Here is a 23,084-nt window from a genome sequence, read left to right on the forward strand (position 1 = left end):
CCACGTGATCGTCGACCACCACATACAGTGCTGTCAGGAGGGTGTTCAGTTCTTTGGTCACACATCGATCTTGAACACCCTCCGCCCCACGTCTCCGCAGCCGCGCCGACCACACCCTTCAAGGAATCACTCATCTAGAGGAAGCTGCGCAGCACGTCGGGTCGGTTGGTGGTGATGCCGTCCGCACCGGTGCGGATCATCCTGCGCATGTCGGCGCGTCGGTTGACGGTCCACGGTGCGGTCGACAGGCCGGCGGCGTGGATCCGGTTGGCGAGGCCGCGGTCGAGCTCGGTGTGCGGCACGTTGACGAAGTCGGCCCAGTCGGCCAGGTCGTCGAGCTCGCCCCGTGCCGGGGTGCCGATCACGCCGACCGGGTACTCGGGGGCGAGCAGGTGCAGGCCGCGCTGGAACCGCCAGTCGAAGCTGACGAGCAGCAGCTGGCTCGGGTCGGTGGCGGCACGCCAGTACGGGTCGGCGGTGAGCTCGGCCAGGATGTCCGGGCCGATGCCCGGGTACTGCGCCGGGTTCTTCGCCTCCAGCATCAGCCCCACCTCGGCGTCCGCCAGCACGTCGAGCACCTGCGCGAGGGTCGGCACCGGCTCGCCGTCGTACTTCGGCGACTTCCAGCCGCCGGCGTCCAGCTTCTCGATCTCCGCGAGGGTGAAGTCGCGGATCCGCCACGGCGCACGGTCGGGAAAGATGTGCTCCACGTCGGTGGTGCGGGCCAGCGTGGTGTCGTGCATGACGACGAGCTCGCCGTCCTTCGTGCGCTGGACGTCGACCTCCACCATGTCCGCGTCCATCCGGACGCCGAGCCGGACGGCGGCGAGCGTGTTCTCCGGCGCGTAGGCGCTGGCGCCGCGGTGCGCGGTGACGAACGGCTGCTGCGCCGCGCCGGCAACTCCGGCGCCGAGCGGAGGCACGGTGACGAGTAGCAGCAGGCCGAGGGTGACGAGCAGGATCCGGATGCGGGTCGCGGTCATCGGCGCGGCCCTCCGTCTCGGCGAAGCCTTGTGTGACGGTGCGTGTTGCCACGGGCGACATTAGTCACCGGTACCGGGTCAATGCCGGCAAGTTCCCCGATTCGGCGCGTCGACGGGTGCGGTCCGCACCGGGTGGTGCGCCCGCCGCCACGGCCGCGGGCCGGAGTCGCGCAGCGACATGCCGCCGACCTCGTACACGTGCACGATGCCGCCGCCGCACTCGTGCTGGGTGATCCAGCTGTCCAGGTGCTCGTGGGCGGCGTGGTCGAGGAAGTCGGTGACCAGCTCGAGCTCGACGACACTGCCGGCCGGTATCTGGCCGAGCACCCGGGACAGCCGGGGGAGGGCGAGGAAGCTGAGCGTGCCCTCCACGACGACGAGCCAGTGCGGCGGGTCGGCCGGCGGCGTCTCCAGCTGCTCGGCGTCGACCCGCGCCCACACCACCCTGGCGACCACGACGACCAGCGCGACGGCCAGCCCGATCAGCACGCCCTCGAGCAGGTTGAACACGACGACGCCGAGCGCCGTCGCCAGGTAGACGGGCAGCTCGCGGTGCCGGCGGATCCGCCTGATGTCCGTCACCTTCACCAGCTGCAGGCCGACGACCACCAGCAGGCCGGCGAGCGCGGCCATCGGGATGCGTTCGACGAGTCCGGCGAGCAGGAGCGCGAACACCAGCACCCACACGCCGTGCAGCACCGTGGACGCGCGGGTGCGGGCGCCGGCGCCCACGTTGGTCGAGCTGCGGACGATCACGCCGGTGATCGGCAGTCCGCCGAGAGTGCCGGAGACCGCGTTGGCGGCGCCTTGGCCGACCAGCTCGCGGTCGAGGTCCGTACGGTGCCCCGGCCGCAGCCGGTCGACGGCGGTGGCGGAGAGCAGGCTCTCCACGCTGGCGATCGCCGTGACCGTCACCACTCCGACGGTGAAGGCGCCCCAGCCGGCGTCCGGCAGCTGGGGCGGGTGCAGTGCGGCGAGCAGCGAGCCAGGCATCTCCACCGTGGCGACGTCCATCGGTGCCAGCGCGGCGGCCGCGGTGGCGAGCGCGATCGCGGCGAGCGGCCCGGGGACGGCACGCAGGCGCTTCGGCAGCCGTGGCCAGCCGAGCACGACGGCGATCACCAGCAGCCCGAGCACGGCGGCGTTCTCGTGCAGGTGGGCGAGCTGTCCAGGCAGGGCGAGCACGTTGCGCAGTGCGTCGCTCTGCGGTGCGCCGCCGAGCACGACGTGCAGCTGCGCCAGCGCGATGGTGACGCCGATGCCGGCGAGCATGCCGTGCACGATGGCCGGCGACAGGGCCAGCGCCACCCGGGCGACCCGGCAGCTGCCGAGCACGATCTGGAGCAGCCCGGCGAGGGCCGTGATGGCACAGGTGACCGGCCAGCCGAACTGGGTGATCAGGTCGGCGACGACCACGGTGAGCCCGGCGGCGGGTCCGCTGACCTGCAGCCGTGAACCGCCGGCGGCGCCGACCACCAGCCCGCCGACGATGGCCGCGACCAACCCCGCCGCGACGGGAGCGCCGGTGGCGACTGCGATGCCCAGCGACAACGGCACCGCGACGAGGAACACGACCAGGGACGCCGGCAGGTCGTACCTGGCGATCTCCGCTGCGAGGCGCGGGCACCGTGGCATCTCCACCTCCCCCGAGCGATGACCATCGATCACATTGTGTCACGAAGTCGGGCACGGAGAGTAGTTATCGGGAAGCGGATCCGTTTCCAGGTCGCGGCAGGTACCTGGCGCAGGTGACCGAGAACGTCACCGGCGTCCGGTCGGCCAGCCGGGCGATCTTGTCGGCAAGCTCCGCCCGGTCGGTGTGCCAGGCGCTCGGCCCCATGGCGACGGCGGCGGCCACCAGGTCGCGGTCGAGCGCCACCGTCGCGTCGAAGCTCTCGGCCGCGGCGAGCTCGAAGTGCTCGTCGAGCTTGTCGGCGACCCGCTGTTCCTTGTCCGCCGCTACGGTCAGCAGGCCGAGGGCGGAGACCAGCTCGCCGAGGTGCCGCTGCGTCGGCGTCACCACGACGAGCCGGCCGTCCGGGCGCAGCACCCGGTGGAACTCCGCGCCGTTGCGCGGCGCGAACACGTCGAGGACCACGTCGGCGGCGTCGGTCGCCACCGGGAGCTGCCGCCAGACGTCGCAGGCGACGGCGCCGAGTCGGGGATGTGCCTTGGCCGCGCGCCGGCAAGCGTACTTGGAGACGTCGAGGGCGAGTCCCACGCAGCCGGGCAGGCGCGCGACGGTGTGCGCCAGGTAGTAGCCGGTGCCCGCCCCGACGTCGACGACGCATCCGGCCGCGCCGGCCATCGCGATGACCAGCTCGGCGACGGGTGCGTAGTGACCGGCGGCGAGGAACTCCTCGCGTGCCCGCACCATCGCGGCGCTGTCGCCGGCGTCGCCGCGAGCGTCGCCACGCAGCAGGCTCACGTACCCGTGCCGCGCGACGTCGAACGTATGGCCGTTCGTGCAACGGACGGACCGCTGTACGAGCGTGAGCTCACCTGCGCAGTGCGGACACCGGAGGTACGCCATCACGTCGGCCAGCATCGGCTCACTCTGGCACGGCCGTACCGCCCTGCCGCCGGGTGCCCCCGCGGCAGGGCGGTACGGCCGTCCGGTGAGAATGGCACCATGACCGAATCAGTCCCCACCTCCGCACTGGATCCCGCTATTGCCGCCCGCCTGAAGAGGGACGCGGCCGGACTCGTCGCCGCGGTCGTGCAGCAGCACGACACGCGGGAGGTACTGATGCTCGGTTGGATGGACGACGAGGCACTGCATCGCACGCTGACGACAGGGCGGTGTACGTTCTGGAGTCGCAGCAGGAGCGAGTACTGGGTGAAGGGTGCGACGTCCGGGCACTCCCAGTACGTCAAGTCCGTCGCTCTCGACTGCGACGGCGACGCGGTGCTCGTGCTCGTGGATCAGGTGGGCGCGGCCTGCCACACCGGCGACCGCACCTGCTTCGACGCGGACGAGCTGCCGGCCGTCGCCGGCGAGCGCCCGGTCGCGACCCCATGACGGCGCTGACCGCGCGGGCCACCCGCAGCGGCGTGGTCGTGCCCGACCGCGAGACGTTCCGCGCCCTCGACCAACCGGTGGTCCCCGTGACCCGCCGGCTGCTCGCCGACGGCGAGACGCCGGTCGGCCTCTACCGTGCGCTCGCCGGCGACAGGGCCGGCACGTTCCTGCTGGAGTCGGCCGAGCACGGCAGGTCGTGGTCGAGGTACTCGTTCGTCGGCGTCCGCAGCCGCGCGACGCTCACCGTCAAAGACGGCAACGCGGTCTGGCTGGGCGACCCGCCACCCTGTGTGCCACGCACGGGGGAGCCGCTCACCGTGTTGCGCGACACGATCGAGACGCTGCGCAGCCCGCGCGACACCGGCCTGCCACCACTGACTGGCGGCATGGTGGGGTACGTCGCGTACGACGCCGTGCGGCGGATCGAACGGCTGCCCGACAGCACGGTCGACGACCTGCACGTGCCCGACCTGACCATGCTGCTCGCGACCGACCTGGCCGTGCTCGACCACCACGACGGCACCGTGTTGCTGATCGCGAACGCGTTCCCCGGCGACGACCCGGACTCCGCGTACGACGACGCCGTGGCCCGGCTGGACGAGATGACCGCCGCGCTGCGGCAGCCGGCGGCGGCGTCCGCGGTCACCATGGACCCGCAGGCGACGCCGCGGTTCAGCTGCAACACCCCGGACGGCGGGTACCAGGACGCCGTACGCAAGGCGAAGGAGTACATCAGGGCCGGCGACTGCTTCCAGATCGTGCCGAGCCAGCGGTTCGAGATGCGGACGACCGCCACGCCGCTGGACATCTACCGCGTGCTGCGCACCACCAACCCGAGCCCGTACATGTACTTGCTGAACCTCGGTGACCACCACGTCGTCGGCTCCAGCCCGGAGGCGCACGTGAAGGTCACCGAGGGCAGCGCGATGCTGCACCCGATCGCCGGCACCAGGCCGCGCGGTGCCACGGCGGAGGAGGACGCGGCGCTCGAGCAGGAGCTGGCCGCCGACCCGAAGGAACGCGCGGAGCACCTGATGCTGGTCGACCTCGGCCGCAACGACCTCGGCCGGGTGGCGGCCGCGGGCACCGTGGACGTCCAGCAGTTCATGGAGGTCGAGCGGTACAGCCACGTGATGCACCTGGTGTCCACGATCGTCTGCGACCTCGCGCCCGGCCGTACGGCGTTCGACGTGCTCGCCGCGACGCTGCCCGCGGGCACGCTGTCGGGCGCGCCGAAGGTGCGCGCGATGGAGATCATCGACGAGCTGGAGTCCACCAGGCGCGGTCTCTACGGCGGCACCGTCGGCTACCTCGACTTCGCCGGCGACCTCGACATGGCGATCGCCATCCGTACGGCACTCGTGCGGGAGCAGGTGGCGTACGTCCAGGCGGGCGGCGGCATCGTCGCCGACTCCGTGCCCGACGATGAGGACCAGGAGACCCGCAACAAGGCCGCCGCGGTGCTCGCCGCCGTCGCCGTCGCGGAGACGTTCGGGCCGGCATGACAGCGCACCCCGACGCGGGCACCCCGCCGCCGCGGCGTACGGGGCGGGAGGCGGCGCTGGTGCTCGGCGCCGGTGTGCTCGCAGCCGGGTTCCTGCTGCTCGCCGTCGGCCGCACCTGGGCGAGCTTCGCCGTGGCGACGCCCGGCGTACCGCGCTACGAGGAGGCGCTCACCGGTCGCCAGCTCGCGCCGGCCGCGCTCGGGCTCGGGCTGGCCGCGCTCGCGGGCGTGCTCGCCGTGCTCGCCACGCGCGGCTGGGGCCGCCGGGTGGCCGGTGCCGTCGTCGCGCTGTGCGGCGCCGGCAGTGCCGTCGCCACGGCGGTGGCGGTCGGCGCCGGTGGTACGGCACGGCAGGAGGTGGCGTTCAGCGGCCTGACCGTCGAGGCCGACTACACCGCCTGGCCGGTGCTCACCATCGTCGCGGCCGCGCTGTGCGCGCTGGCCGGCGTGGTGACCGTGTGGCGCGGTCCGCGCTGGCCCGGCATGGGCACCAGGTACGACGCGCCGCGCAAGCGCGAGCGCGACGAGGAACCGGACATGTGGCGCGCATTCGACCGCGGCGATGACCCGACGGCGGACCGATGAGATCGTCGGTCGCCGTCGTCCGAGCTTGACCGACCTGCACAAATGCGGATCGGCAGTCCGCCTGCCCACGACCTCGTTGGTACGCTGAGAGGGATGAGCGCGCCAAGCACCGTGCCGGGGACCGGCGTGTCCGTGGCGGCCCGCCCGGACCGCCTGCGGCGGCTGCTGCCGCCGACGCTGGTCGCCCTGCCGCTGCTCGCGGCCACCGGGTACGTCGCGGCGGTCGACCCGGCGAAGCCCGGCCACTACCCGAGCTGTCCGATCCTGCTCGGCACCGGGCTTTACTGCCCCGGCTGCGGTGGCTTGCGGGCACTGCACGAGCTGACCCACGGCAACGTGCTCGGCGCACTGGACTACAACGCGTTCGGCGTGCTGTTCATCCTCGCCGGCGGCCTGCTTTGGCTGTCGTGGCTCGTGACCAGGTTGCGGGTGCGTCCGGTGCACGCCCGTCTGGTCCTGGTCGTCAGCGTCGCGATGCTCGCGATCGCGCCAGTCTTCATGGTCGTGCGCAACCTACCGTTCGGTCAGTTGCTCGCACCCTGATCGTGCCGCCCCGCGCGCGGGCCTCTGTTGGTCGGCCGCTACGATCACGGCACGTCTACATCGGGGAAGGGACGCCTTGGCGTGAGCGTGCTCGACGACATCCTGGTCGGCGTACGCGAGGATCTCGCCCGTCGTGAGGCTGAGGTCTCGCTTGATCAACTCAAGCAGCGTGCGGCGCGGCAACCTACGCCAATGGACGGGTTCGCCGCCCTCGCCGGCCCCGACGTCTCGGTGATCACCGAGGTGAAGCGCAGCAGTCCGTCGCGCGGCGAGCTCGCGACGATCGCCGACCCGGCCGCGCTGGCCGCGAAGTACGCCGAGGGCGGGGCACACGCGATCAGCGTGTTGACCGAGCAGCGGTGGTTCGCCGGCTCGCTCGACGACCTGGTGTCGGTGCGGCAGGCGGTCGAGGTCCCCGTGCTCCGCAAGGACTTCGTGGTGAGCGCGTACCAGCTGTGGGAGGCGCGCACGTTCGGCGCCGACCTGGTGCTGCTGATCGTCGCGGCGCTGGAGCAGGAGGCGCTCGTCTCGCTGGTCGAGCGCGCGGAGTCGATCGGGCTGACCCCGCTCGTCGAGGTGCACGACGAGGACGAGGTGCCGCGCGCGCTGGCTGCGGGTGCCAGGCTGATCGGGGTGAACGCCCGCGACCTGCGCACCATGGAGGTCGACAGGGACAGGTTCGCGCGGCTGGCGGAGATCCTGCCGTCGTACGTCGTGAAGATCGCAGAGTCCGGGGTGCGCGACACCAGGGACCTGCTGACCTACGCGCAGGCGGGTGCCGACGCGGTGCTCGTCGGGGAGTCGCTGGTGAAGCACGGCGACCCGAAGCAAGCGGTGGCCGAGCTGGTGACCGCGGGCGCCCACCCGGCGTGCCGACACGGTCCTCGGTGACGGACGCCGTCGCGGGCAGCGTAGATTCTCCGCTGTGAGCACAGGAGACCAGGAGCAGTTGACCGGGCACTTCGGGGTGTTCGGCGGGCGGTTCGTCCCCGAGGCGCTGATCGCGGCCCTCGACCAGCTGGAAGCCGAGCACAACAAGGCCTGGCACGACGACGACTTCCGCGCCGAGTTCGACCGGCTGCTGCGCGACTACGCCAACTGCCCGAGCCCGCTGTACGAGGCCACCCGGCTGTCCGACGAGCTCGGCGTGCGGGTGCTGCTCAAGCGTGAGGACCTCAACCACACCGGTGCGCACAAGATCCGCAACGTGCTCGGCCAGGCGCTGCTCACCAAGCGGATGGGCAAGTCCAGGGTCATCGCGGAGACCGGTGCCGGCCAGCACGGTGTCGCGAGCGCGACCGCGTGCGCGTACCTCGACCTCGACTGCGTGGTCTACATGGGCGAGGCGGACACCAGGCGCCAGGCGATGAACGTCTCGCGGATGCGGCTGCTCGGCGCCGAGGTGATCCCCGTGACTACCGGGTCGCGGACGCTGAAGGACGCCATCAACGAGGCGCTGCGCGACTGGGTCACGAACGTCGAGAGCACCCACTACCTGCTCGGCACGGCCGCCGGCCCGCACCCGTTCCCCGCGCTGGTGCGCGACTTCGTCGGCGGGATCGGCATCGAGGCGAGGCAGCAGTGCCTCGACCAGCTCGGCCGGCTGCCGGACGCGGTCTGCGCGTGCGTGGGTGGTGGCTCGAACGCGATCGGCTCGTTCCACGCGTTCGTGCCGGACGAGAGCGTGCGGCTGTACGGGTTCGAGGCGGCCGGTGACGGCGTCGAGACCGGCCGGCACGCGGCGAGCATCACCGGCGGCGCAGTGGGCGTGCTGCACGGTGCCCGCACGTACCTGCTGCAGGACGAGGACGGCCAGACGGTGGAGAGCCACTCGATCTCCGCCGGGCTCGACTATCCCGCCGTCGGACCGGAGCACGCGTACCTGCACGACACCGGCCGCGCGACGTACCAGCCGGTGACCGACGCGGAGGCGATGGACGCGTTCGCGCTGCTGTGCCGCACCGAGGGGATCATCCCGGCGATCGAGTCCGCGCACGCGCTCGCCGGGGCGCGCCGCATCGCGCGCGACCTGCCGGCCGACGCGGTGGTCGTCGTCACGCTCTCCGGGCGCGGCGACAAGGACGGCGACACGGCCGCCCAGTGGTACGCGACGCACCAGGAGAACGCATGAGTACGTCGACCGCCTTCGAGCGGGCCCGCGGTGAGGACCGCGCCGTCCTCGTCGGCTACCTGCCCGCCGGCTTCCCCACGTTCGACGGCGGCGTGGCCGCGCTGACCGCGATGGTCGAGGCCGGGGTGGACGTCGTCGAGGTGGGGCTGCCGTACAGCGACCCGGTGATGGACGGCCCGACCATCCAGGCGGCGGCCGAGCAGGCGCTGCGCGGCGGCACCAGGACCAGGGACGTGCTGCGTACGGTCGAGGCGGTAGCCGCGACCGGTGCGCCGACGCTGTGCATGACGTACTGGAACCCGATCGAGCGGTACGGCGTACCGCGGTTCGCCGCCGACCTGGCCGGTGCCGGCGGCGCGGGCCTGATCACGCCGGACCTGATCCCGGAGGAGGCGGCGCCGTGGCTGGCGGCCAGCGACGAGCACGGCCTCGACCGGGTGTTCCTGGTGGCGCCGAGCTCCACCGGCGAGCGGATCGCCGCGACCGCCGCGGTGTGCCGCGGCTTCGTCTACGCGGCGTCGCTGATGGGCGTGACCGGCACCAGGGACGAGACCAGCTCGCACGGTGCGGAGCTGGTGAAGCGCACCCGCGCGGCGACACAGCTGCCGGTCGGCGTCGGGCTCGGGGTGTCGAACGGTGACCAGGCCGCCGAGGTCGCCGGCTACGCGGACGCGGTGATCGTCGGGTCCGCGTTCGTGCGCCGGCTGCTCGACGCGGACTCCCCGGACGCCGGTGTGAAGGCCGTCGCCGAGTTCGCCGCCGAACTGGCCGACGGCGTGCGCCGTTAGCCGATCCCCGCGAGCACGCCCGGCCGGTCTGCGGTCTCAGCGGCGGAGCGGGGTCGACGGCGTGCGCCGTTAGCCGATCCGCGGGATGCCCGGCCGGTCAGTGGTCTCAGCGGCCGAGTACGCCGGCGATGAGGGCAGGGACGTCGGCGGCGTCGAGGGGGTCGGGGGTCAGTAGCCGGCGGTAGAAGACGGCGCCGGCGAGGGCGATGGAGGCCCGTTCCGGGTCCAGGTCGGCGGGGAAGTCGCCGCTCGCTACGCCGGCGGCGAGGATGCGCACGACCGTCTGCCGGCGCCTGGCCGCGTAGCCGTGGAAGAAGTCGCGCACCGTCGGGTCCTGTTCCGCGGCTTCCACCAGGGCGGGCACGCAGCGGCCGAACGTGGAGTCGCGCATCGCGTCGGCGAGGTGGCGCAGCACCGCCTCCAGCTGCTCCCGCGGCGTGCCGTCGACGGTGGCCGGACCCGGCTGCTCGTTGAGCGTCTCGAGCGCGTCGGCGACGAGGGTGAGCTTGTCGCCCCACAGCCGGTAGATGGTGCTCTTGCCCACGCCCGCGCGGCTCGCCACGGCCTCGACGCGCAGGCCGCCGTAGCCGGACGCGGCGAGCTCGGCGAGGGCCGCCCGGCGAATCACCTGGCGGGAGCGGGATATCCGCGGATCCACATGTTCCGTCGTCATGCCGTCTATGATACGTTATCGTTTCATACACGACCAAGGAGGTCACCATGGACTCGACAGTCGAGACCGTGGGCGTGAGGTACTTCGTCGACGACGTGCCCGCCGCGGTGGAGTTCTACCGCAGGCTCGGGTTCGAGGTGGCGTTCCAGCCGGGCGCGGGGTTCGCCGTCCTGGTCAGGGGCGCGCTGCGGCTGATGCTGAACCAGGTGGATTCGCCCGGCGGCGCGACCCAGCCGATGCCGGACGGCCGGCGGCCGGAGCCCGGCGGCTGGAACCGGCTGCAGCTGACCGTGCCCGACCTCGCCGGCATGGTGGCCGAGCTACGCGACGGGGGAGCCGGCTTCCGCGGCGACGTCGTACACGGCCACGGCGGCGACCAGGTGCTGCTCGACGACCCGTCGGGCAACCCGGTGGAGCTCTTCCAGCCGCACCCGGCCTGACGGCGCCCGCCCGCGTCAGGAGCGCTCGGCGCGGTTGGTCACTTCCCGTTCCAGCGCTTGCGGGGTCTTCATCGACTTGGCCAACGTGCCGTCGCTGCCGCCGAGGACGACCTTGCCGTCGAGGAGCGCGGTCGGGGCGCCGGCGCGGTCGAACCGGTCGTCGAACTCGGCCTGCACCCGTTCCAGCCACGGGCGGTAGCGCTCGTCGCGCACGCAAGACCGGAAGTCCGCGTCCACCAGACCGGGGACGCCGCGCGCCAGCTCGATGACGCGCTCCTCGGTGAAGCCGTCCTCGCTCTCCGGCGGCTGGTGGCCGAACAGCCGCGCGTGGTACGGGCGGAACTTGCCGGTGTCCTGTGCGCACGCGGCCGCGTTGCCCGCCACCTTCGAGCCGCTGCCGCGGAACGGAGCGTCGATGATCGTCGCGACGTGGTACTCGACCCGCAGTGAGCCGTCGTCGACCAGCTCGTCGACGGTCGGCCCGAACCGCTGCTCGAAGCTGCCGCACGCCGGGCAGCGGAAGTCCTCGTACACGGTCAGGGTGACCGGGGCCGAGCGCTTGCCGACGGCCAACGCGGTGCCACCCACCACCGCGCCGCGCGGAGTGGGGCCCTCGTCGGGGGTGCCGAGCCGCTGCACGACGACGGTCACGATCGCGACCAGTACAAGCACGGCGACGCCCGCGAAGCCCATCGTCACGGCCCTGCGCCGCCTGGCCCTGCGCTCCTGCTCGCGGCTCAGCTCGGCCTGTCGCTGCGCTTCCTCGCGCCGCCGTTGCTTGGCCCTGGCGCGCTTCTCCTTCGCGCTCACCGCAGTGTGGCGGAACCCTGGCGCAGTGCCATCAGCTCGCCGCCTTGGCCCGCTGGTTGACGGTCTTCTCGAACTGCTGCGGGGTGGCCATCTCCGATGCCATCTCGCGCTGTTCGCCGCCGAACATGACCTTGTCGTCGAGGATCAGCGACGGCGTGCTCGGCTGTGGGAAGCGTTTGGTGAACTCCTTCTCCACCTTCGGCAGCCACTTGCGGAACTGGTCCTTCTTCACACACTTCTGGAACTTGGGATCGTCGCCCAGCCCCTTGATCTGGCTGGACAACATGAGCACGTTCTGCGCGGTGAAGAGGTCCTGGTCCTCCGGTGGCTGGCTGGCGAAGAGCCCGGTGTGCAGCTTCTGGAACTGGCCGACCTCGTTCGCGCACAGCGCGGCGTTGCCGGCCACCTTGGAGCCGTTGCCGCCCACGTTCGCGTCGATGATCGTCACGAGGCGGTACTTGACCTTGAGCTTGCCCTCCTTGACGAGCTTGTTGATGCTCTTCCCGTAGGCGGCCTCGAACTGCTTGCAGGCGGGGCAGCGGAAGTCCTCGTAGACGGTCAGCGTCACCGGGGCGTCCGGGTCGCCGACGGGCACGGAGAGGCCGTCCTTGTCGATCTTGTCCGGCGTCCTGGCCTTGATCGCGGCGCGCTGCTTGGCCTTCGCCTCCGCCTCGTCGCGCTGCTGCTTCTGGTAGACCAATACGCCGCCGGTGGCGATGAGCGCGAGCACGAGCACGCCCGCGGCGAGCCCGATGATGCGGTTGCGCCTGGTGCGTCGCTTGCGCCGTTCCATCTCCTGGCGCAAGCGTTCGCGGGCGGCCGCCTTCTGCTCCTTGCGGGAGGCCATCGAGGTCTACCTTTCCTCTCGTGCGGCAGATGTGAGCGCCATCTGGAATGATGTCAGGTCGTACCAGCGAGGTGTGGGCCGAGTCCCCTGCCGGTATTGATCGCGGTACACAAGGCCGGTGCACGACCCAAGACGAATGGCACGGCTCGTGGAGCGAACAACGTGAGTGAGTCCCAGGAAGGTTCCCGTGCTCCGGGTGGAGATCTCGCCGCCAATCGGGATATAGCAGGCGCCGACAGCGCTAGGGTGCCGAAGATGAGGAGCGGATCGAGCGTGGGGGTGCGGGAGCTGCCATGAACCTGGCCGCGATCCCCAGCCCGACGCAGAGCGCCTGGCCCATCGCCGGGTTCCCGATTCGTGCGTACGCCCTGTGCATCATCGCCGGCATCGTCGTCGCGCTGTTCCTCACCTACCGCAGGTGGCGGGCCCGCGGCGGCGACCCGGGCGCGGTGTTCGACATCGCCACCTGGGCAGTGCCGTTCGGCCTGGTGGGCGCCAGGCTCTACCACGTGATCACGGACTGGCACCTGTACTTCGCCCCCGGCAAGAACCCGTGGGCGGCGTTCGCCGTCTGGGAGGGCGGCCTCGGCATCTGGGGCGCCGTCGCGGGCGGCGCGCTCGGCGCCTGGATCGGTTGCCGGCGGATGCGGATCTCCCTCGCCGCGTTCGCGGACGCCGCCGCGCCCGGTATCGTGCTCGCGCAGGCGCTCGGGCGCTGGGGCAACTGGTTCAACAACGAGCTCTACGGCCGCGCCACCGACGTGCCGTGGGCGCTGACCATCCACCAGATCGACCCGACGACGTACCGGGCGGTGATGGAGAACGGCGAGCCGGTCGTCATCGGCTACTTCCACCCGACGTTCCTGTACGAGTCGCTGTGGTGCGTCGGCGTGGCGCTGCTGGTGCTGTGGGCCGACCGCAGGTTCCAGCTCGGCCACGGCCGCGCGTTCGCGCTGTACGTCGCCGCGTACACCCTCGGGCGGGCGTGGATCGAGTGGCTACGGGTCGACCCGGCCCACGAGTTCCTCGGCTTCCGGGTGAACGACTGGGTGAGCGTGGCGGTCTTTCTCGGCGCGGTCGGGTTCCTCGTCGCGACCAGGGGACGCGGCAGGGAAGCCGTGGTGCAGGTGAGCGAGCCGGTGCACGAGGACCCGATCGCCGAGGCGGAGGCCGCCGTGGACGCCGAGGACGACGTCGCCGACGACACGCCGGACGTGGCCGAGGCCGAGCTGCCCGCCTCGGACGACGAGCTGGACGACATCGCGGTCAGCGAGGCGAAGAAGCTGGACGAGTCGGCGGATCCGGTCGAGGGCGCCGAGGAGGACACCAACACAGCTTGACCCGAATCCGGGTACGCTGAGCTAGGACGACGACGCACCGAGGGCTCGGAGGCGCCGCGGGGTTGAGCGGTGCCCGTCTCGCATGCCGGAAATAGTTGTTCACCCGATTAGCATTTTTGTAATCTGAAAGGCCATCCGCCTGGGCCAGTGCCGTCCCCGGCCGAGTGTCGTCGGCTGTCGAGAGGGAGGCGCGCGGTGACTCATACTTCTCGTGGTGGCTTGTACGCGCCCAGCTACGAGCATGACTCCTGCGGGGTGGCGTTCGTCGCCGACCTGTCAGGAAGGCGTTCGCACCACATCGTCGACAAGACGCTCACCGCGTTGCGCAATCTGGAACACCGAGGCGCGTCCGGCAGTGAGCCGGACTCCGGTGACGGCGCCGGCATCCTCACCCAGATCCCGGACGCGTTCTACCGCGCGGTGACCGAGTTCGACCTGCCACCCGTCGGCAGCTACGCCGTCGGCACGGCGTTCCTGCCCACGGACGAGACCGACCTGACCGAGGCGGTCGCGACCGTCGAGCGGATCTGCGCCGAGGAGGGCCTGCGAGTGCTCGGCTGGCGCGACCTGCCGGTCGCGCCCGACCTGCTCGGGGCCACCGCACGCGCGGCGATGCCCGTGTTCAGGCAGGTGTTCGTCACCGCGTCCACGGGCCGGGTCGTCGGCATGGGGCTTGAGCGGCTCGCGTACTGCGCGCGCAAGCGCGCGGAGCACGAGGCGGGCGTGTACTTCGCCTCGCTGTCCGGGCGCACCATCGTCTACAAGGGCATGCTCACCCCGACGCAGCTCGAGGCGTTCTTCCCGGACCTCGACGACGAGCGCTACGAGACGGCGATCGCGCTCGTGCACTCCAGGTTCAGCACCAACACCTTCCCGTCCTGGCCGCTCGCGCACCCGTACCGGTACGTGGCGCACAACGGCGAGATCAACACCGTGCAGGGCAACAGGAACTGGATGCGGGCACGCGAGTCGCAGCTGGACAGCAACCTGATCCCCGGCGACCTCAGCCGGCTGTTCCCGGTATGCGCACAGGGCGGCAGCGACTCCGCGTCGTTCGACGAGGTGCTCGAGCTGCTGCACATGGGCGGCCGGTCGCTGCCGCACTCGGTGCTGATGATGATCCCGGAAGCCTGGGAACGCAATCTGGAGATGGACCCGCTGCGCCGCGCGTTCTACGGCTTCCACGCCACGGTGATGGAGCCGTGGGACGGCCCGGCGTGCGTGACGTTCACCGACGGCACCCAGATCGGTGCGGTGCTCGACCGCAACGGCCTGCGGCCCGGCCGCTACTGGGTCACAGACGACCGGCTGGTCGTGTTCGCCAGCGAGGTCGGCGTGATGGACGTCGACCCCGCGCACGTCGTGCGCAAGGGCCGGCTGCAGCCGGGCCGGATGTTCCTCGTGGACGTCGACGAGGGCCGCATCATCGAGGACGACGAGGTCAAGAACACCCTCGCGAGGGAACGGCCGTACGACGAGTGGCTGCACGCCGGCCTGGTGCGGCTGGAGGACCTGCCCGAGCGCGAGCACATCGTGCACACGAAGTCGTCGATCCTGCGGCGGCAGCGCACCTTCGGGTACACCGAGGAAGAGGTCGAGCTCATCCTCACCCCGATGGCGCAGACCGCCGCGGAGCCGCTCGGGTCGATGGGCAGCGACACGCCGATCGCCGTGCTGTCGCGCCGGCCCAGGTTGGTGTTCGACTACTTCACCCAGCTGTTCGCGCAGGTCACCAACCCGCCGCTGGACGCGATCAGGGAAGAGATGGTGACGGCGCTCTCCGACACCATCGGCCCCGAGCACAACCTGCTCGAACCGACCCCTGCGGCGTGCCGGCAGATCGTGCTGCCGTTCCCCGTCATCGACAACGACGAGCTCGCGAAGATCGTGCACGTCAATGACGACGGCGACATGCCCGGTTTCCGCGCGCACGTGGTCAGCGGCCTGTACGAGGTCGCCGGCGGGGGCGAGGCGCTGCTGCGGCGGCTCGACGAGATCAGGTCGGAGATCTCGCAGGCGATCGCCGACGGCACCCGCATCATCGTGCTGTCCGACCGCGACTCCGACGCCGAGTACGCGCCGATCCCTTCGCTGTTGCTGACCGGCGCCGTGCACCACCACCTGATCCGCGAGCGCACCCGCACCCAGGTCGGCCTGATCGTCGAGGCCGGCGACGTCCGCGAGGTGCACCACATCGCGCTGCTCGTCGGCTACGGGGCCGCGGCGGTGAACCCGTACCTCGCCATGGAGACCGTGGAGAACCTGGCCAGGTCGGGCGGCATCGCCGCCAGCCCGGAAGACGCGGTGCGCAACCTGATCAAGGCGCTCGGTAAGGGCGTGCTCAAGGTGATGAGCAAGATGGGTGTCTCGACGGTCGCGTCGTACACCGGTGCGCAGATCTTCGAGTGCTTCGGGCTCGCCGACGACGTCATCGAGGAGTGCTTCGCAGGCACCTCGTCGCGACTCAGCGGGGTGGGCTTCGACGTGCTGGCCAAGGAGGTCGCGAAGCGGCACGTCACGGCGTACCCGCGGCGCAGCATCACTCCGCCGCACCGGTCGCTCGACACCGGCGGGGAGTACCGCTGGCGCCGCGACGGCGAGGTGCACCTGTTCGACCCGGACACCGTGTTCCGGCTGCAGCACTCCACCCGCAGCAGGCAGTACGAGATCTTCAAGGAGTACACCAAGCGGGTCGACGAGCAGTCGGCGCAGGCGCTGACCCTGCGCGGCCTGTTCAACCTGCGCGACAGCGACCGCCAGCCGGTGCCGCTCGACGAGGTCGAGCCGGTGGAGAGCATCGTCAAGCGGTTCAACACCGGCGCCATGTCGTACGGCGCGCTGTCCGCCGAGGCGCACGAGACCCTCGCCGTCGCCATGAACCGGCTCGGCGGCCGCTCCAACTCCGGTGAGGGTGGCGAGGAGCCGGAACGGCTGCGCGACCCGGAGCGGCGCAGCCGGGTGCGGCAGGTCGCCAGCGGCCGGTTCGGGGTGACCAGCGAGTACCTAGCCACCGCGGACGACATCCAGATCAAGATGGCGCAGGGCGCCAAGCCGGGCGAGGGTGGCCAGCTGCCCGGCAACAAGGTGTACCCGTGGATCGCTCGCACCAGGTTCTCCACGCCGGGCGTCGGGTTGATCTCGCCGCCGCCGCACCACGACATCTACTCGATCGAGGACCTCGCGCAGCTGATCCACGACCTGAAGAACGCCAACCCGCAGGCGCGGGTGCACGTGAAGCTGGTCGCCGCGGTCGGCGTCGGCACCGTCGCGGCCGGCGTGGCGAAGGCGCACTCCGACGTGGTGCTCATCTCCGGGCACGACGGCGGCACGGGCGCGGCGCCGCTGACGTCGCTGAAGCACGCAGGCGGGCCGTGGGAGATCGGTCTCGCCGAGACCCAGCAGACGCTGCTGGCGAACGGGCTGCGCGACCGCATCGTCGTGCAGGTCGACGGCCAGATGAAGACCGGCAGGGACGTCCTCGTCGCGGCGCTGCTCGGTGCGGAGGAGTACGGCTTCTCCACGGCGCCACTCGTGGTGAGTGGCTGCGTGATGATGCGGGTGTGCCACCTGGACACCTGCCCGGTCGGCGTGGCGACGCAGAACCCCGAGCTGCGCAAGCGGTTCCGCGGGTCCCCCGAGTTCGTGGTGACGTTCTTCGAGTACATCGCCGAGGAGATCAGGGAGCACCTCGCGGCGCTCGGCTTCCGGTCGCTCGACGAGGCGATCGGGCACAGCGAGCTGCTCGACGTAAAGCCCGCGGTCGACCACTGGAAGGCGTCCGGGCTCGACCTGTCGCCGCTGCTCGCGACGCCCGAGCTGCCTCCGGGCGCGCCGCGGCGGCAGCTGATCGAGCAGGACCACGGGCTGGAGAAGGCGCTCGACCACCAGCTGATCGCGCTGGCCGGCGACGCGCTCGACGCCCGTGCTCAGGTACGTGCGACGGTGCCGATCCGCAACGTGAACCGCACCGTAGGCACGATGCTCGGCTACGAGGTCACCAAGCGCTACGGCGGCGCGGGCCTGCCGGCCGACACCATCGACTTCACGTTCACCGGCTCCGCCGGCCAGTCGTTCGGCGCGTACGTGCCGAACGGCGTGACGCTACGGCTCTACGGGGACGCCAACGACTACCTCGGCAAGGGGCTGTCCGGCGGCCGGCTGATCGTGCGCCAGGACCCGTCCGCCCGGTTCGTGCCCGAGCACAACGTGCTCGCCGGCAACGTGATCGGCTACGGCGCGACCGGTGGCGAGATCTACCTGCGCGGCGTGGTGGGCGAGCGGTTCTGCGTCCGCAACTCCGGCGCGACGGCCGTCGTCGAGGGGATCGGCGACCACGGCTGCGAGTACATGACCGGCGGGGTGGCGATGATCCTCGGCCCGGTCGGGCGGAACTTCGCTGCGGGCATGTCCGGCGGCGAGGCGTACGTGCTCGACCTGCAGACCTCGCTGGTGAACACCGAGCTGGTCGACCTGGAGCCGGTGACCGAGGACGACCACGAGCGGCTGCGCCAGCTGCTCGAGACGCATCACGCGGAGACCGAGTCCGCAGTCGCGGCCGGCCTGCTCGCCGACCTGCCCGCGGCCATGGCCAGGTTCACGAAGGTGATGCCGCGCGGCTTCCGCCGGGTGCTGGTGGCCGAGTCGGAGGCACGGCAGCTCGGCCTGTCCGAGGACGAGACCGTGGTGTGGATGATGGAGGCCGCAAATGGCTGACCCGAAGGGCTTCCTCAACACACCGCGGCGGCAGCCGCAGACGCGGCCGGTGCCGGTACGTATCCAGGACTGGCGGGAGATCAAGGAGAAGTCCGACTCCGGCGAGGTGCAGCAGCAGGCCGGCCGGTGCATGGCGTGCGGCATCCCGTACTGCCACCGCGGCTGCCCGTTGGGCAACCTGATCCCGGAGTGGAACGACCTGGTGTGGCGCGGCGACTGGCAGCAGGCCGCGGAACGGCTGCACGCGACGAACAACTTCCCCGAGTTCACCGGCCGGTTGTGCCCCGCGCCGTGCGAACCCGCGTGCGTGCTCGACCTGCACGACGCGCCGGTGACCATCAAGCAGGTCGAGGTGGAGATCAGCGACCGGGCGTGGGAGCGCGGCCAGGTGGTGCCGCGCCCGCCTGACCGGCTGTCCGGCCGCGCGGTCGCCGTCGTCGGGTCGGGTCCCGCCGGGCTGGCGGCGGCGCAGCAGCTGACCAGGGCCGGGCACACCGTGGTGGTGTACGAGCGCGACGACCGGCTGGGCGGCCTGCTGCGGTACGGCGTGCCCGAGTTCAAGATGGAGAAGCGGCACATCGAGCACCGCCTGGAGCAGATGCGGCTGGAGGGCACCAGGTTCAAGACCGACGTGCACGTCGGCGTGGACGTCCCTGCGGCCAAGCTGCGTACCAGGTTCGACGCCGTGCTGCTCGCGAACGGCGCGCTCGCGCCGCGCGAGGTCGACGTGCCGGGGCGGGAGCTCGCCGGGGTGCACCAGGCGATGGACCACCTGACGCAGGCGAACCGGGTCTGCGAGGGCGACCTGTCGGAGCCGGAGATCACCGCGAAGGGCAAGCGGGTGGTGATCGTCGGCGGCGGCGACACCGGCGAGGACTGCCTGGGCACCGCGCACCGGCAGGGCGCGACGTCGGTTGTCCAGCTCGGCGGCCGGCCGCAGCCGCCCGATGCCCGCGACGAGTCGATGCCGTGGCCGCGCGAGCCGGACGTCTTCGAGGTCTCCGGCGCGTACGAGGAGGGCGGCGAGAAGGTCTTCTCCGTGACGCCGCTGCGGATCGTCGACGACGGCAACGGGAACGTTGCGGGGCTCGAGGTCGTGCAGGTGGACCGGCTGGGCCGCGGCCGCTACCGGCCGATCGAGGGCACCGAGCGGATCATCGAGTGCGACCTGGTGCTGCTCGCGCTCGGCTTCACCGGCCCCGAGCCAGGCCCGCTGCTCGAGCAGCTCGAGGTGGCGATCGGCCCGGACGGCAACGTGGTGCGCGACGAGGAGTGGCAGACGTCGGTGCCAGGCGTCTACGTGGCCGGCGACGCCGGCCGAGGCGCGTCCCTGGTGGTCTGGGCGATCGCCGAGGGCAGAGCGGCCGCGGCAGCGATCGACCGCAAGCTCACCGGCGTCTCGCAGCTCCCGCGCCCCGTGACCCCCGCGAGCACCGCCATCTAGCCTCCCGCGGCCCGTGGCCGATGAGTTCTCGGCGCGGGTGCAGTCAGCACTGTCATGACAGTGACGCACACTCTCGAGACGCCCGACGTCGACATCGTCTACGACATCCACGGCCGGCTGCCCGTCGACGACGGACGCCCACCGCTGTTCATGATCGCCCAGCCGATGGACGCGAGCGGCTTCGGTGCGTTGGCGGCGCAGTTCCCCGACCACGCCGTGGTCACCTACGACCCACGGGGTCTCGGTCGCAGCACCCGCAAGGATGGTCGGGTCGACCAGGTGCCCGAGGTCCAGGCAAGCGACGTGCACGCCGTGATCGCGGCACTCGGTGTCGGGCCGGTCGAGATGTTCGCGAGCAGTGGCGGTGCGGTGACCGCGTTCGCGCTCGTGGCGGCCTACCCAGGCGACGTGGTCACCCTGGCGGCACACGAGCCGCCGCTCATCCCCGTGCTCCCCGACGCCGCGGCCGCCGAGCGCGCCCGTGCCGGCTTCCGGGATGTATACGAGGCAAGGGGGTGGGGCGCCGGGATGGCGGCCTTCATCGCGATGACGTCGTGGCAAGGCGAGTTCGGCGATGACTACTTCGACCAGCCTGCGGCGGACCCGGCTCAGTTCGGGATGCCGACCGAGGATGACGGCTCCCGGGACGACCCGCTGCTGTCCGACCGGTCCTGGGCGGTCAGCAGCTATCGTCCCGACGCCGACGCACTGGCCGCGGCGCCGACGCGCGTGCTGATCGCCGTCGGCGAGGAGTCCGAGGGCACCTTCACCGGTCGCGCGGCGGTGGCCACCGCTGAGTTGCTCGGTCAGCAGGTGACCGTGTTCCCGAGTCACCACGGCGGTTTCCTCGGCGATGGGTTCGGCCAACCCGAGGCTTTCGCGCGCAGACTGCGCGAGGTGCTCGACGCGAACAGCGCTGGGTAAAAACCGCGGACGCCGTCCCGGGGGGTTGACGACGCCCGCGGCGTCTTGCGCATCTGACGTCGCTGGAGGGATGCGCGAGGCTTGGTTGCAGCCTAAGAGAGAGGCGGGCGGATCGCCAGGGTATGCGCTCCGGCGTGTCCAGGCGGGTTTTCTGGTGCGGCCACGGCACTGGCATGCAGTGGCAGGCAATAGGGTTGGCGTATGCCTCGTCGCGCGAAGATCGTCTGCACGCTTGGCCCGTCGTCGTCGTCTCAGGAAGCCGTGTTCGGCTTGGTGCGAGCGGGGATGGACGTGGCCCGGCTGAACCTCAGCCACGGCTCGTACAAGGACCACGAGCAGGTCTACCTGAACGTCCGCCGCGCGTCCGACGAGACGGGGCGCAGCGTCGCGGTACTCGTCGACCTGCAGGGGCCGAAGATCCGGCTCGGCAAGTTCGACGGCGGCGCCGCGACGCTGGCCGAGGGCGAGCGGTTCGTGATCACCACCGACGACGTGGTGGGCGACGCGCGGCGTGCGTCGACGACGTACGCGGGGTTGGCGACGGACATCGCGGTGGGTGACCCGATCCTCGTCGACGACGGTCGGCTGTCGCTGACGGTGACGGCGGTCGAGGGCAACGACGTCATCACCGAGGTGGTGATCGGCGGTCGGGTGTCGGACCACAAGGGGATGAACCTGCCGCGCACGGAGATCGCCGCGCCCGCGCTGACGGACAAGGACGCCGCCGACCTGAAGTGGGCGCTGGACCTGCGGGCCGACCTGATCGCGCTGTCGTTCGTCCGCGGGCCGGACGACGTGCAGTCGGTGCGCCGCGTGATGGCCGAGCACGGCGTACAGCTGCCGGTGCTGGCGAAGCTGGAGAAGCCGCAGGCGGTGGAGCAGCTGGAGGAGGTCGTCGAGGCGTTCGACGGCCTGATGGTGGCCCGCGGCGACCTGGGTGTGGAGATGCGGCTGGACGAGGTGCCGACCGTGCAGAAGCGCGCGGTGGCGCTGGCCCGTGGCCAGGCGAAGCCGGTGATCGTCGCGACCCAGATGCTCGAGTCGATGGTGTCGGAGGAGCGGCCGACGCGCGCCGAGGCGTCCGACGTCGCGAACGCAGTGCTGGACGGGGTAGACGCGGTGATGCTCAGCGCCGAGACGTCGGTCGGCAAGCACCCGGTACGCGTCGTCGAGACGATGGGCACGGTGGTGGCGACCACCGAGCGCAACGGCGCCGACCTGGTGCGCGACCTGGCGAAGGACCCGTTCACCATGGGCGGCGTGATCGCGAAGGCCGCGATCGAGGTGGGCACGCTGCTCGGCGCGTCCGCCCTGTGCGCGTTCACCCAGACCGGGGACACGGCGCGGCGGCTCGCGCGGCACCACTCGCCGATCGCGCTGCTGGCGTTCACGCCGGTGCAGGCGGTGCGCAGCCAGCTGTCGTTGAGCTGGGGCGTGGAGACGTTCCTCACCGAGATGGTGGAGCACACCGACGAGATGGTGCGGCAGGTCGACGTCGCGCTGCTGGAAGCCGGCCGCTGCGCGATCGGGGAGCGGGTGGTGATCGTCGCAGGGAGCCCGCCTGGCACGCCCGGGTCGACCAACGCGCTGCGCGTGCACCGGATCGGTGACGCGGTCGGCGGGGTCGCGCCCGCGTACCGGAACCAGCGGCGCCGGCGGGCGTAGCGGCGGTCAGCTGACCGCGGGCGGGTCCCACGGGGTGCGCGTTGCGGGATCCACCGCGGCACGTGCCTGCGGTAGCGCACGTAGTCGTCGCCGTACCGCTTGGTCAGGTGCGGTTCCTCGATGACCCTGATGACCACCGTGGTGAGCGCGATGAAGAACGCGCACCACGCCAGTAGCCACGGCGACGCGGTGAGGAGCACCTCGCCGACCAGGATGCTGAAGACGCCCGTCATCATCGGGTTGCGCACCCGCCGGTAGGGCCCGCGGACGACCAGGCGCACCGGCTCGCCGATGCCGAGCGTGCCCTCGCCGACGCGGTCGAAGAGCACGACCGTCCACACGAGCATGCCGATGCCGGCGGCGACGAACGCGCCGCCGAGCACGCCGAGCGGCCAGCGGACGGCGCCGAGCGCTGGGGCGTCGAAGCCGGCCAGCCAGGCGATGACGCCGGGGACGAGGACCGTGACGGTCGCCGGCGCGATGAGGACGGACACCAGGTGACGCCACCAGAGTCGGCGCGACGAAGTCATGGCGAGCTCCTTTCTCCAACAACCGTTGAAGAAAACGGTACGCCGGTCTCCGGTATAGTTCAACGGCCGCTGAAGATTGGTTCGTACGAGGGGAGCCGAGGTGCCGGAGTCCGCCCGACCTGCGGGTGCCCGCCGGGCCGGC

The 23,084-nt window shown here is 71.6% G+C and carries 19 protein-coding genes and 1 pseudogene; 13 read left to right on the forward strand and 7 right to left on the reverse strand.

Going from position 1 to position 23,084, the window contains the following annotated elements; translation table 11 throughout:
* Positions 1-134: 134 nt before the first annotated feature.
* The 3 genes from GEV07_24255 to GEV07_24265 form a co-directional block, all read right to left on the reverse strand.
* Positions 135-983, reverse strand: a complete 849-nt coding sequence (locus GEV07_24255; protein ID MQA05696.1) for a glycerophosphodiester phosphodiesterase — start codon at positions 981-983, stop codon at positions 135-137.
* 78 nt (positions 984-1,061) lie between these two features.
* Entirely contained in the window at positions 1,062-2,618 is a 1,557-nt protein-coding gene (locus GEV07_24260; protein MQA05697.1) for a hypothetical protein, read from the reverse strand.
* Between the two features lie 64 nt (positions 2,619-2,682).
* A complete protein-coding gene (locus tag GEV07_24265; GenBank protein ID MQA05698.1) occupies positions 2,683-3,531 on the reverse strand; it encodes a methyltransferase domain-containing protein in 849 nt (282 codons plus the stop codon).
* Positions 3,532-3,615: 84 nt separating this feature from the next.
* Here GEV07_24265 and hisI point away from each other — a divergent pair, with 84 nt between their 5' ends.
* The 7 genes from hisI (at position 3,616) to GEV07_24300 (ending at position 9,556) form a co-directional block, all read left to right on the forward strand.
* Positions 3,616-4,005, forward strand: coding sequence for a phosphoribosyl-AMP cyclohydrolase (gene hisI / locus GEV07_24270; protein MQA05699.1), 390 nt, complete (start codon positions 3,616-3,618; stop codon positions 4,003-4,005).
* Positions 4,002-5,510: an anthranilate synthase component I gene (locus tag GEV07_24275; protein ID MQA05700.1), complete on the forward strand. Its 1,509-nt coding sequence runs from the start codon at positions 4,002-4,004 to the stop codon at positions 5,508-5,510. Before hisI ends, GEV07_24275 begins: the two co-directional genes overlap by 4 nt.
* Positions 5,507-6,094 (forward strand): hypothetical protein, encoded by a 588-nt coding sequence (locus GEV07_24280; GenBank protein ID MQA05701.1) that lies wholly within the window; start codon positions 5,507-5,509, stop codon positions 6,092-6,094. Before GEV07_24275 ends, GEV07_24280 begins: the two co-directional genes overlap by 4 nt.
* Positions 6,095-6,187: 93 nt before the next feature.
* Positions 6,188-6,637, forward strand: coding sequence for a DUF2752 domain-containing protein (locus GEV07_24285; protein ID MQA05702.1), 450 nt, complete (start codon positions 6,188-6,190; stop codon positions 6,635-6,637).
* A gap of 81 nt (positions 6,638-6,718) precedes the next feature.
* Positions 6,719-7,528, forward strand: coding sequence for an indole-3-glycerol phosphate synthase TrpC (gene trpC, locus GEV07_24290; GenBank protein MQA05703.1), 810 nt, complete (start codon positions 6,719-6,721; stop codon positions 7,526-7,528).
* Positions 7,529-7,562: 34 nt separating this feature from the next.
* Complete coding sequence (gene trpB / locus GEV07_24295; protein ID MQA05704.1) at positions 7,563-8,768, forward strand: tryptophan synthase subunit beta; 1,206 nt, start codon at positions 7,563-7,565, stop codon at positions 8,766-8,768.
* The gene (locus GEV07_24300; GenBank protein MQA05705.1) at positions 8,765-9,556 is read left to right on the forward strand and encodes a tryptophan synthase subunit alpha; all 792 of its coding nucleotides are present in this window, start codon (positions 8,765-8,767) and stop codon (positions 9,554-9,556) included. The genes trpB and GEV07_24300 overlap by 4 nt, the downstream gene beginning before the upstream one ends.
* 106 nt (positions 9,557-9,662) lie before the next feature.
* Here GEV07_24300 and GEV07_24305 read toward each other — a convergent pair whose 3' ends face one another.
* Positions 9,663-10,229: a TetR family transcriptional regulator gene (locus GEV07_24305; GenBank protein MQA05706.1), complete on the reverse strand. Its 567-nt coding sequence runs from the start codon at positions 10,227-10,229 to the stop codon at positions 9,663-9,665.
* Between the two features lie 47 nt (positions 10,230-10,276).
* Between GEV07_24305 and GEV07_24310 the strand changes: the two genes are divergently transcribed.
* On the forward strand, positions 10,277-10,669 hold the full coding sequence (locus GEV07_24310) for a VOC family protein (GenBank protein ID MQA05707.1): 393 nt from the start codon (positions 10,277-10,279) through the stop codon (positions 10,667-10,669).
* A gap of 15 nt (positions 10,670-10,684) precedes the next feature.
* Here the strand turns inward: GEV07_24310 and GEV07_24315 are convergent, their stop codons facing one another.
* Positions 10,685-11,479: a thioredoxin domain-containing protein gene (locus GEV07_24315; protein ID MQA05708.1), complete on the reverse strand. Its 795-nt coding sequence runs from the start codon at positions 11,477-11,479 to the stop codon at positions 10,685-10,687.
* A gap of 31 nt (positions 11,480-11,510) precedes the next feature.
* A complete protein-coding gene (locus GEV07_24320; protein ID MQA05709.1) occupies positions 11,511-12,326 on the reverse strand; it encodes a thioredoxin domain-containing protein in 816 nt (271 codons plus the stop codon).
* Positions 12,327-12,619: 293 nt separating this feature from the next.
* Here GEV07_24320 and GEV07_24325 point away from each other — a divergent pair, with 293 nt between their 5' ends.
* The 5 genes from GEV07_24325 to pyk all read left to right on the forward strand — a co-directional run bounded on the left by GEV07_24325 (position 12,620) and on the right by pyk (position 22,412).
* Positions 12,620-13,666 (forward strand): prolipoprotein diacylglyceryl transferase, encoded by a 1,047-nt coding sequence (locus tag GEV07_24325; GenBank protein ID MQA05710.1) that lies wholly within the window; start codon positions 12,620-12,622, stop codon positions 13,664-13,666.
* Positions 13,667-13,885: 219 nt separating this feature from the next.
* Positions 13,886-18,379, forward strand: a complete 4,494-nt coding sequence (gltB, locus tag GEV07_24330) for a glutamate synthase large subunit (protein MQA05711.1) — start codon at positions 13,886-13,888, stop codon at positions 18,377-18,379.
* Positions 18,372-19,823 carry a glutamate synthase small subunit gene (gene gltD / locus GEV07_24335; GenBank protein MQA05712.1) on the forward strand — a complete coding sequence of 484 codons (1,452 nt, stop codon included), beginning with the start codon at positions 18,372-18,374 and terminating at the stop codon, positions 19,821-19,823. Before gltB ends, gltD begins: the two co-directional genes overlap by 8 nt.
* Positions 19,824-19,877: 54 nt before the next feature.
* Entirely contained in the window at positions 19,878-20,747 is an 870-nt protein-coding gene (locus tag GEV07_24340; GenBank protein MQA05713.1) for an alpha/beta fold hydrolase, read from the forward strand.
* A 201-nt stretch (positions 20,748-20,948) separates the two neighbouring features.
* The gene (gene pyk / locus GEV07_24345; protein ID MQA05714.1) at positions 20,949-22,412 is read left to right on the forward strand and encodes a pyruvate kinase; all 1,464 of its coding nucleotides are present in this window, start codon (positions 20,949-20,951) and stop codon (positions 22,410-22,412) included.
* Positions 22,413-22,418: 6 nt separating this feature from the next.
* Here the strand turns inward: pyk and GEV07_24350 are convergent.
* Positions 22,419-22,942, reverse strand: a pseudogene (locus tag GEV07_24350) (isoprenylcysteine carboxylmethyltransferase family protein).
* Positions 22,943-23,084 lie beyond the last annotated feature (142 nt).

The organism is Streptosporangiales bacterium (assembly GCA_009379825.1).
Lineage (GTDB): Bacteria > Actinomycetota > Actinomycetes > Streptosporangiales > WHST01 > WHST01.

Coding starts and splice junctions, on each gene's coding strand:
- GEV07_24265 (MQA05698.1), bottom strand. CDS start 3,531: ATGCTGGCCGACGTGATGGCGTACCTCCGGTGTCCGCACTGCGCAGGT.
- GEV07_24310 (MQA05707.1), top strand. CDS start 10,277: ATGGACTCGACAGTCGAGACCGTGGGCGTGAGGTACTTCGTCGACGAC.
- GEV07_24325 (MQA05710.1), top strand. CDS start 12,620: ATGAACCTGGCCGCGATCCCCAGCCCGACGCAGAGCGCCTGGCCCATC.
- GEV07_24305 (MQA05706.1), bottom strand. CDS start 10,229: ATGACGACGGAACATGTGGATCCGCGGATATCCCGCTCCCGCCAGGTG.
- GEV07_24275 (MQA05700.1), top strand. CDS start 4,002: ATGACGGCGCTGACCGCGCGGGCCACCCGCAGCGGCGTGGTCGTGCCC.
- GEV07_24255 (MQA05696.1), bottom strand. CDS start 983: ATGACCGCGACCCGCATCCGGATCCTGCTCGTCACCCTCGGCCTGCTG.
- GEV07_24260 (MQA05697.1), bottom strand. CDS start 2,618: ATGCCACGGTGCCCGCGCCTCGCAGCGGAGATCGCCAGGTACGACCTG.
- gltD (MQA05712.1), top strand. CDS start 18,372: ATGGCTGACCCGAAGGGCTTCCTCAACACACCGCGGCGGCAGCCGCAG.
- pyk (MQA05714.1), top strand. CDS start 20,949: ATGCCTCGTCGCGCGAAGATCGTCTGCACGCTTGGCCCGTCGTCGTCG.
- GEV07_24285 (MQA05702.1), top strand. CDS start 6,188: ATGAGCGCGCCAAGCACCGTGCCGGGGACCGGCGTGTCCGTGGCGGCC.
- GEV07_24320 (MQA05709.1), bottom strand. CDS start 12,326: ATGGCCTCCCGCAAGGAGCAGAAGGCGGCCGCCCGCGAACGCTTGCGC.
- hisI (MQA05699.1), top strand. CDS start 3,616: ATGACCGAATCAGTCCCCACCTCCGCACTGGATCCCGCTATTGCCGCC.
- GEV07_24340 (MQA05713.1), top strand. CDS start 19,878: ATGACAGTGACGCACACTCTCGAGACGCCCGACGTCGACATCGTCTAC.
- GEV07_24300 (MQA05705.1), top strand. CDS start 8,765: ATGAGTACGTCGACCGCCTTCGAGCGGGCCCGCGGTGAGGACCGCGCC.
- GEV07_24280 (MQA05701.1), top strand. CDS start 5,507: ATGACAGCGCACCCCGACGCGGGCACCCCGCCGCCGCGGCGTACGGGG.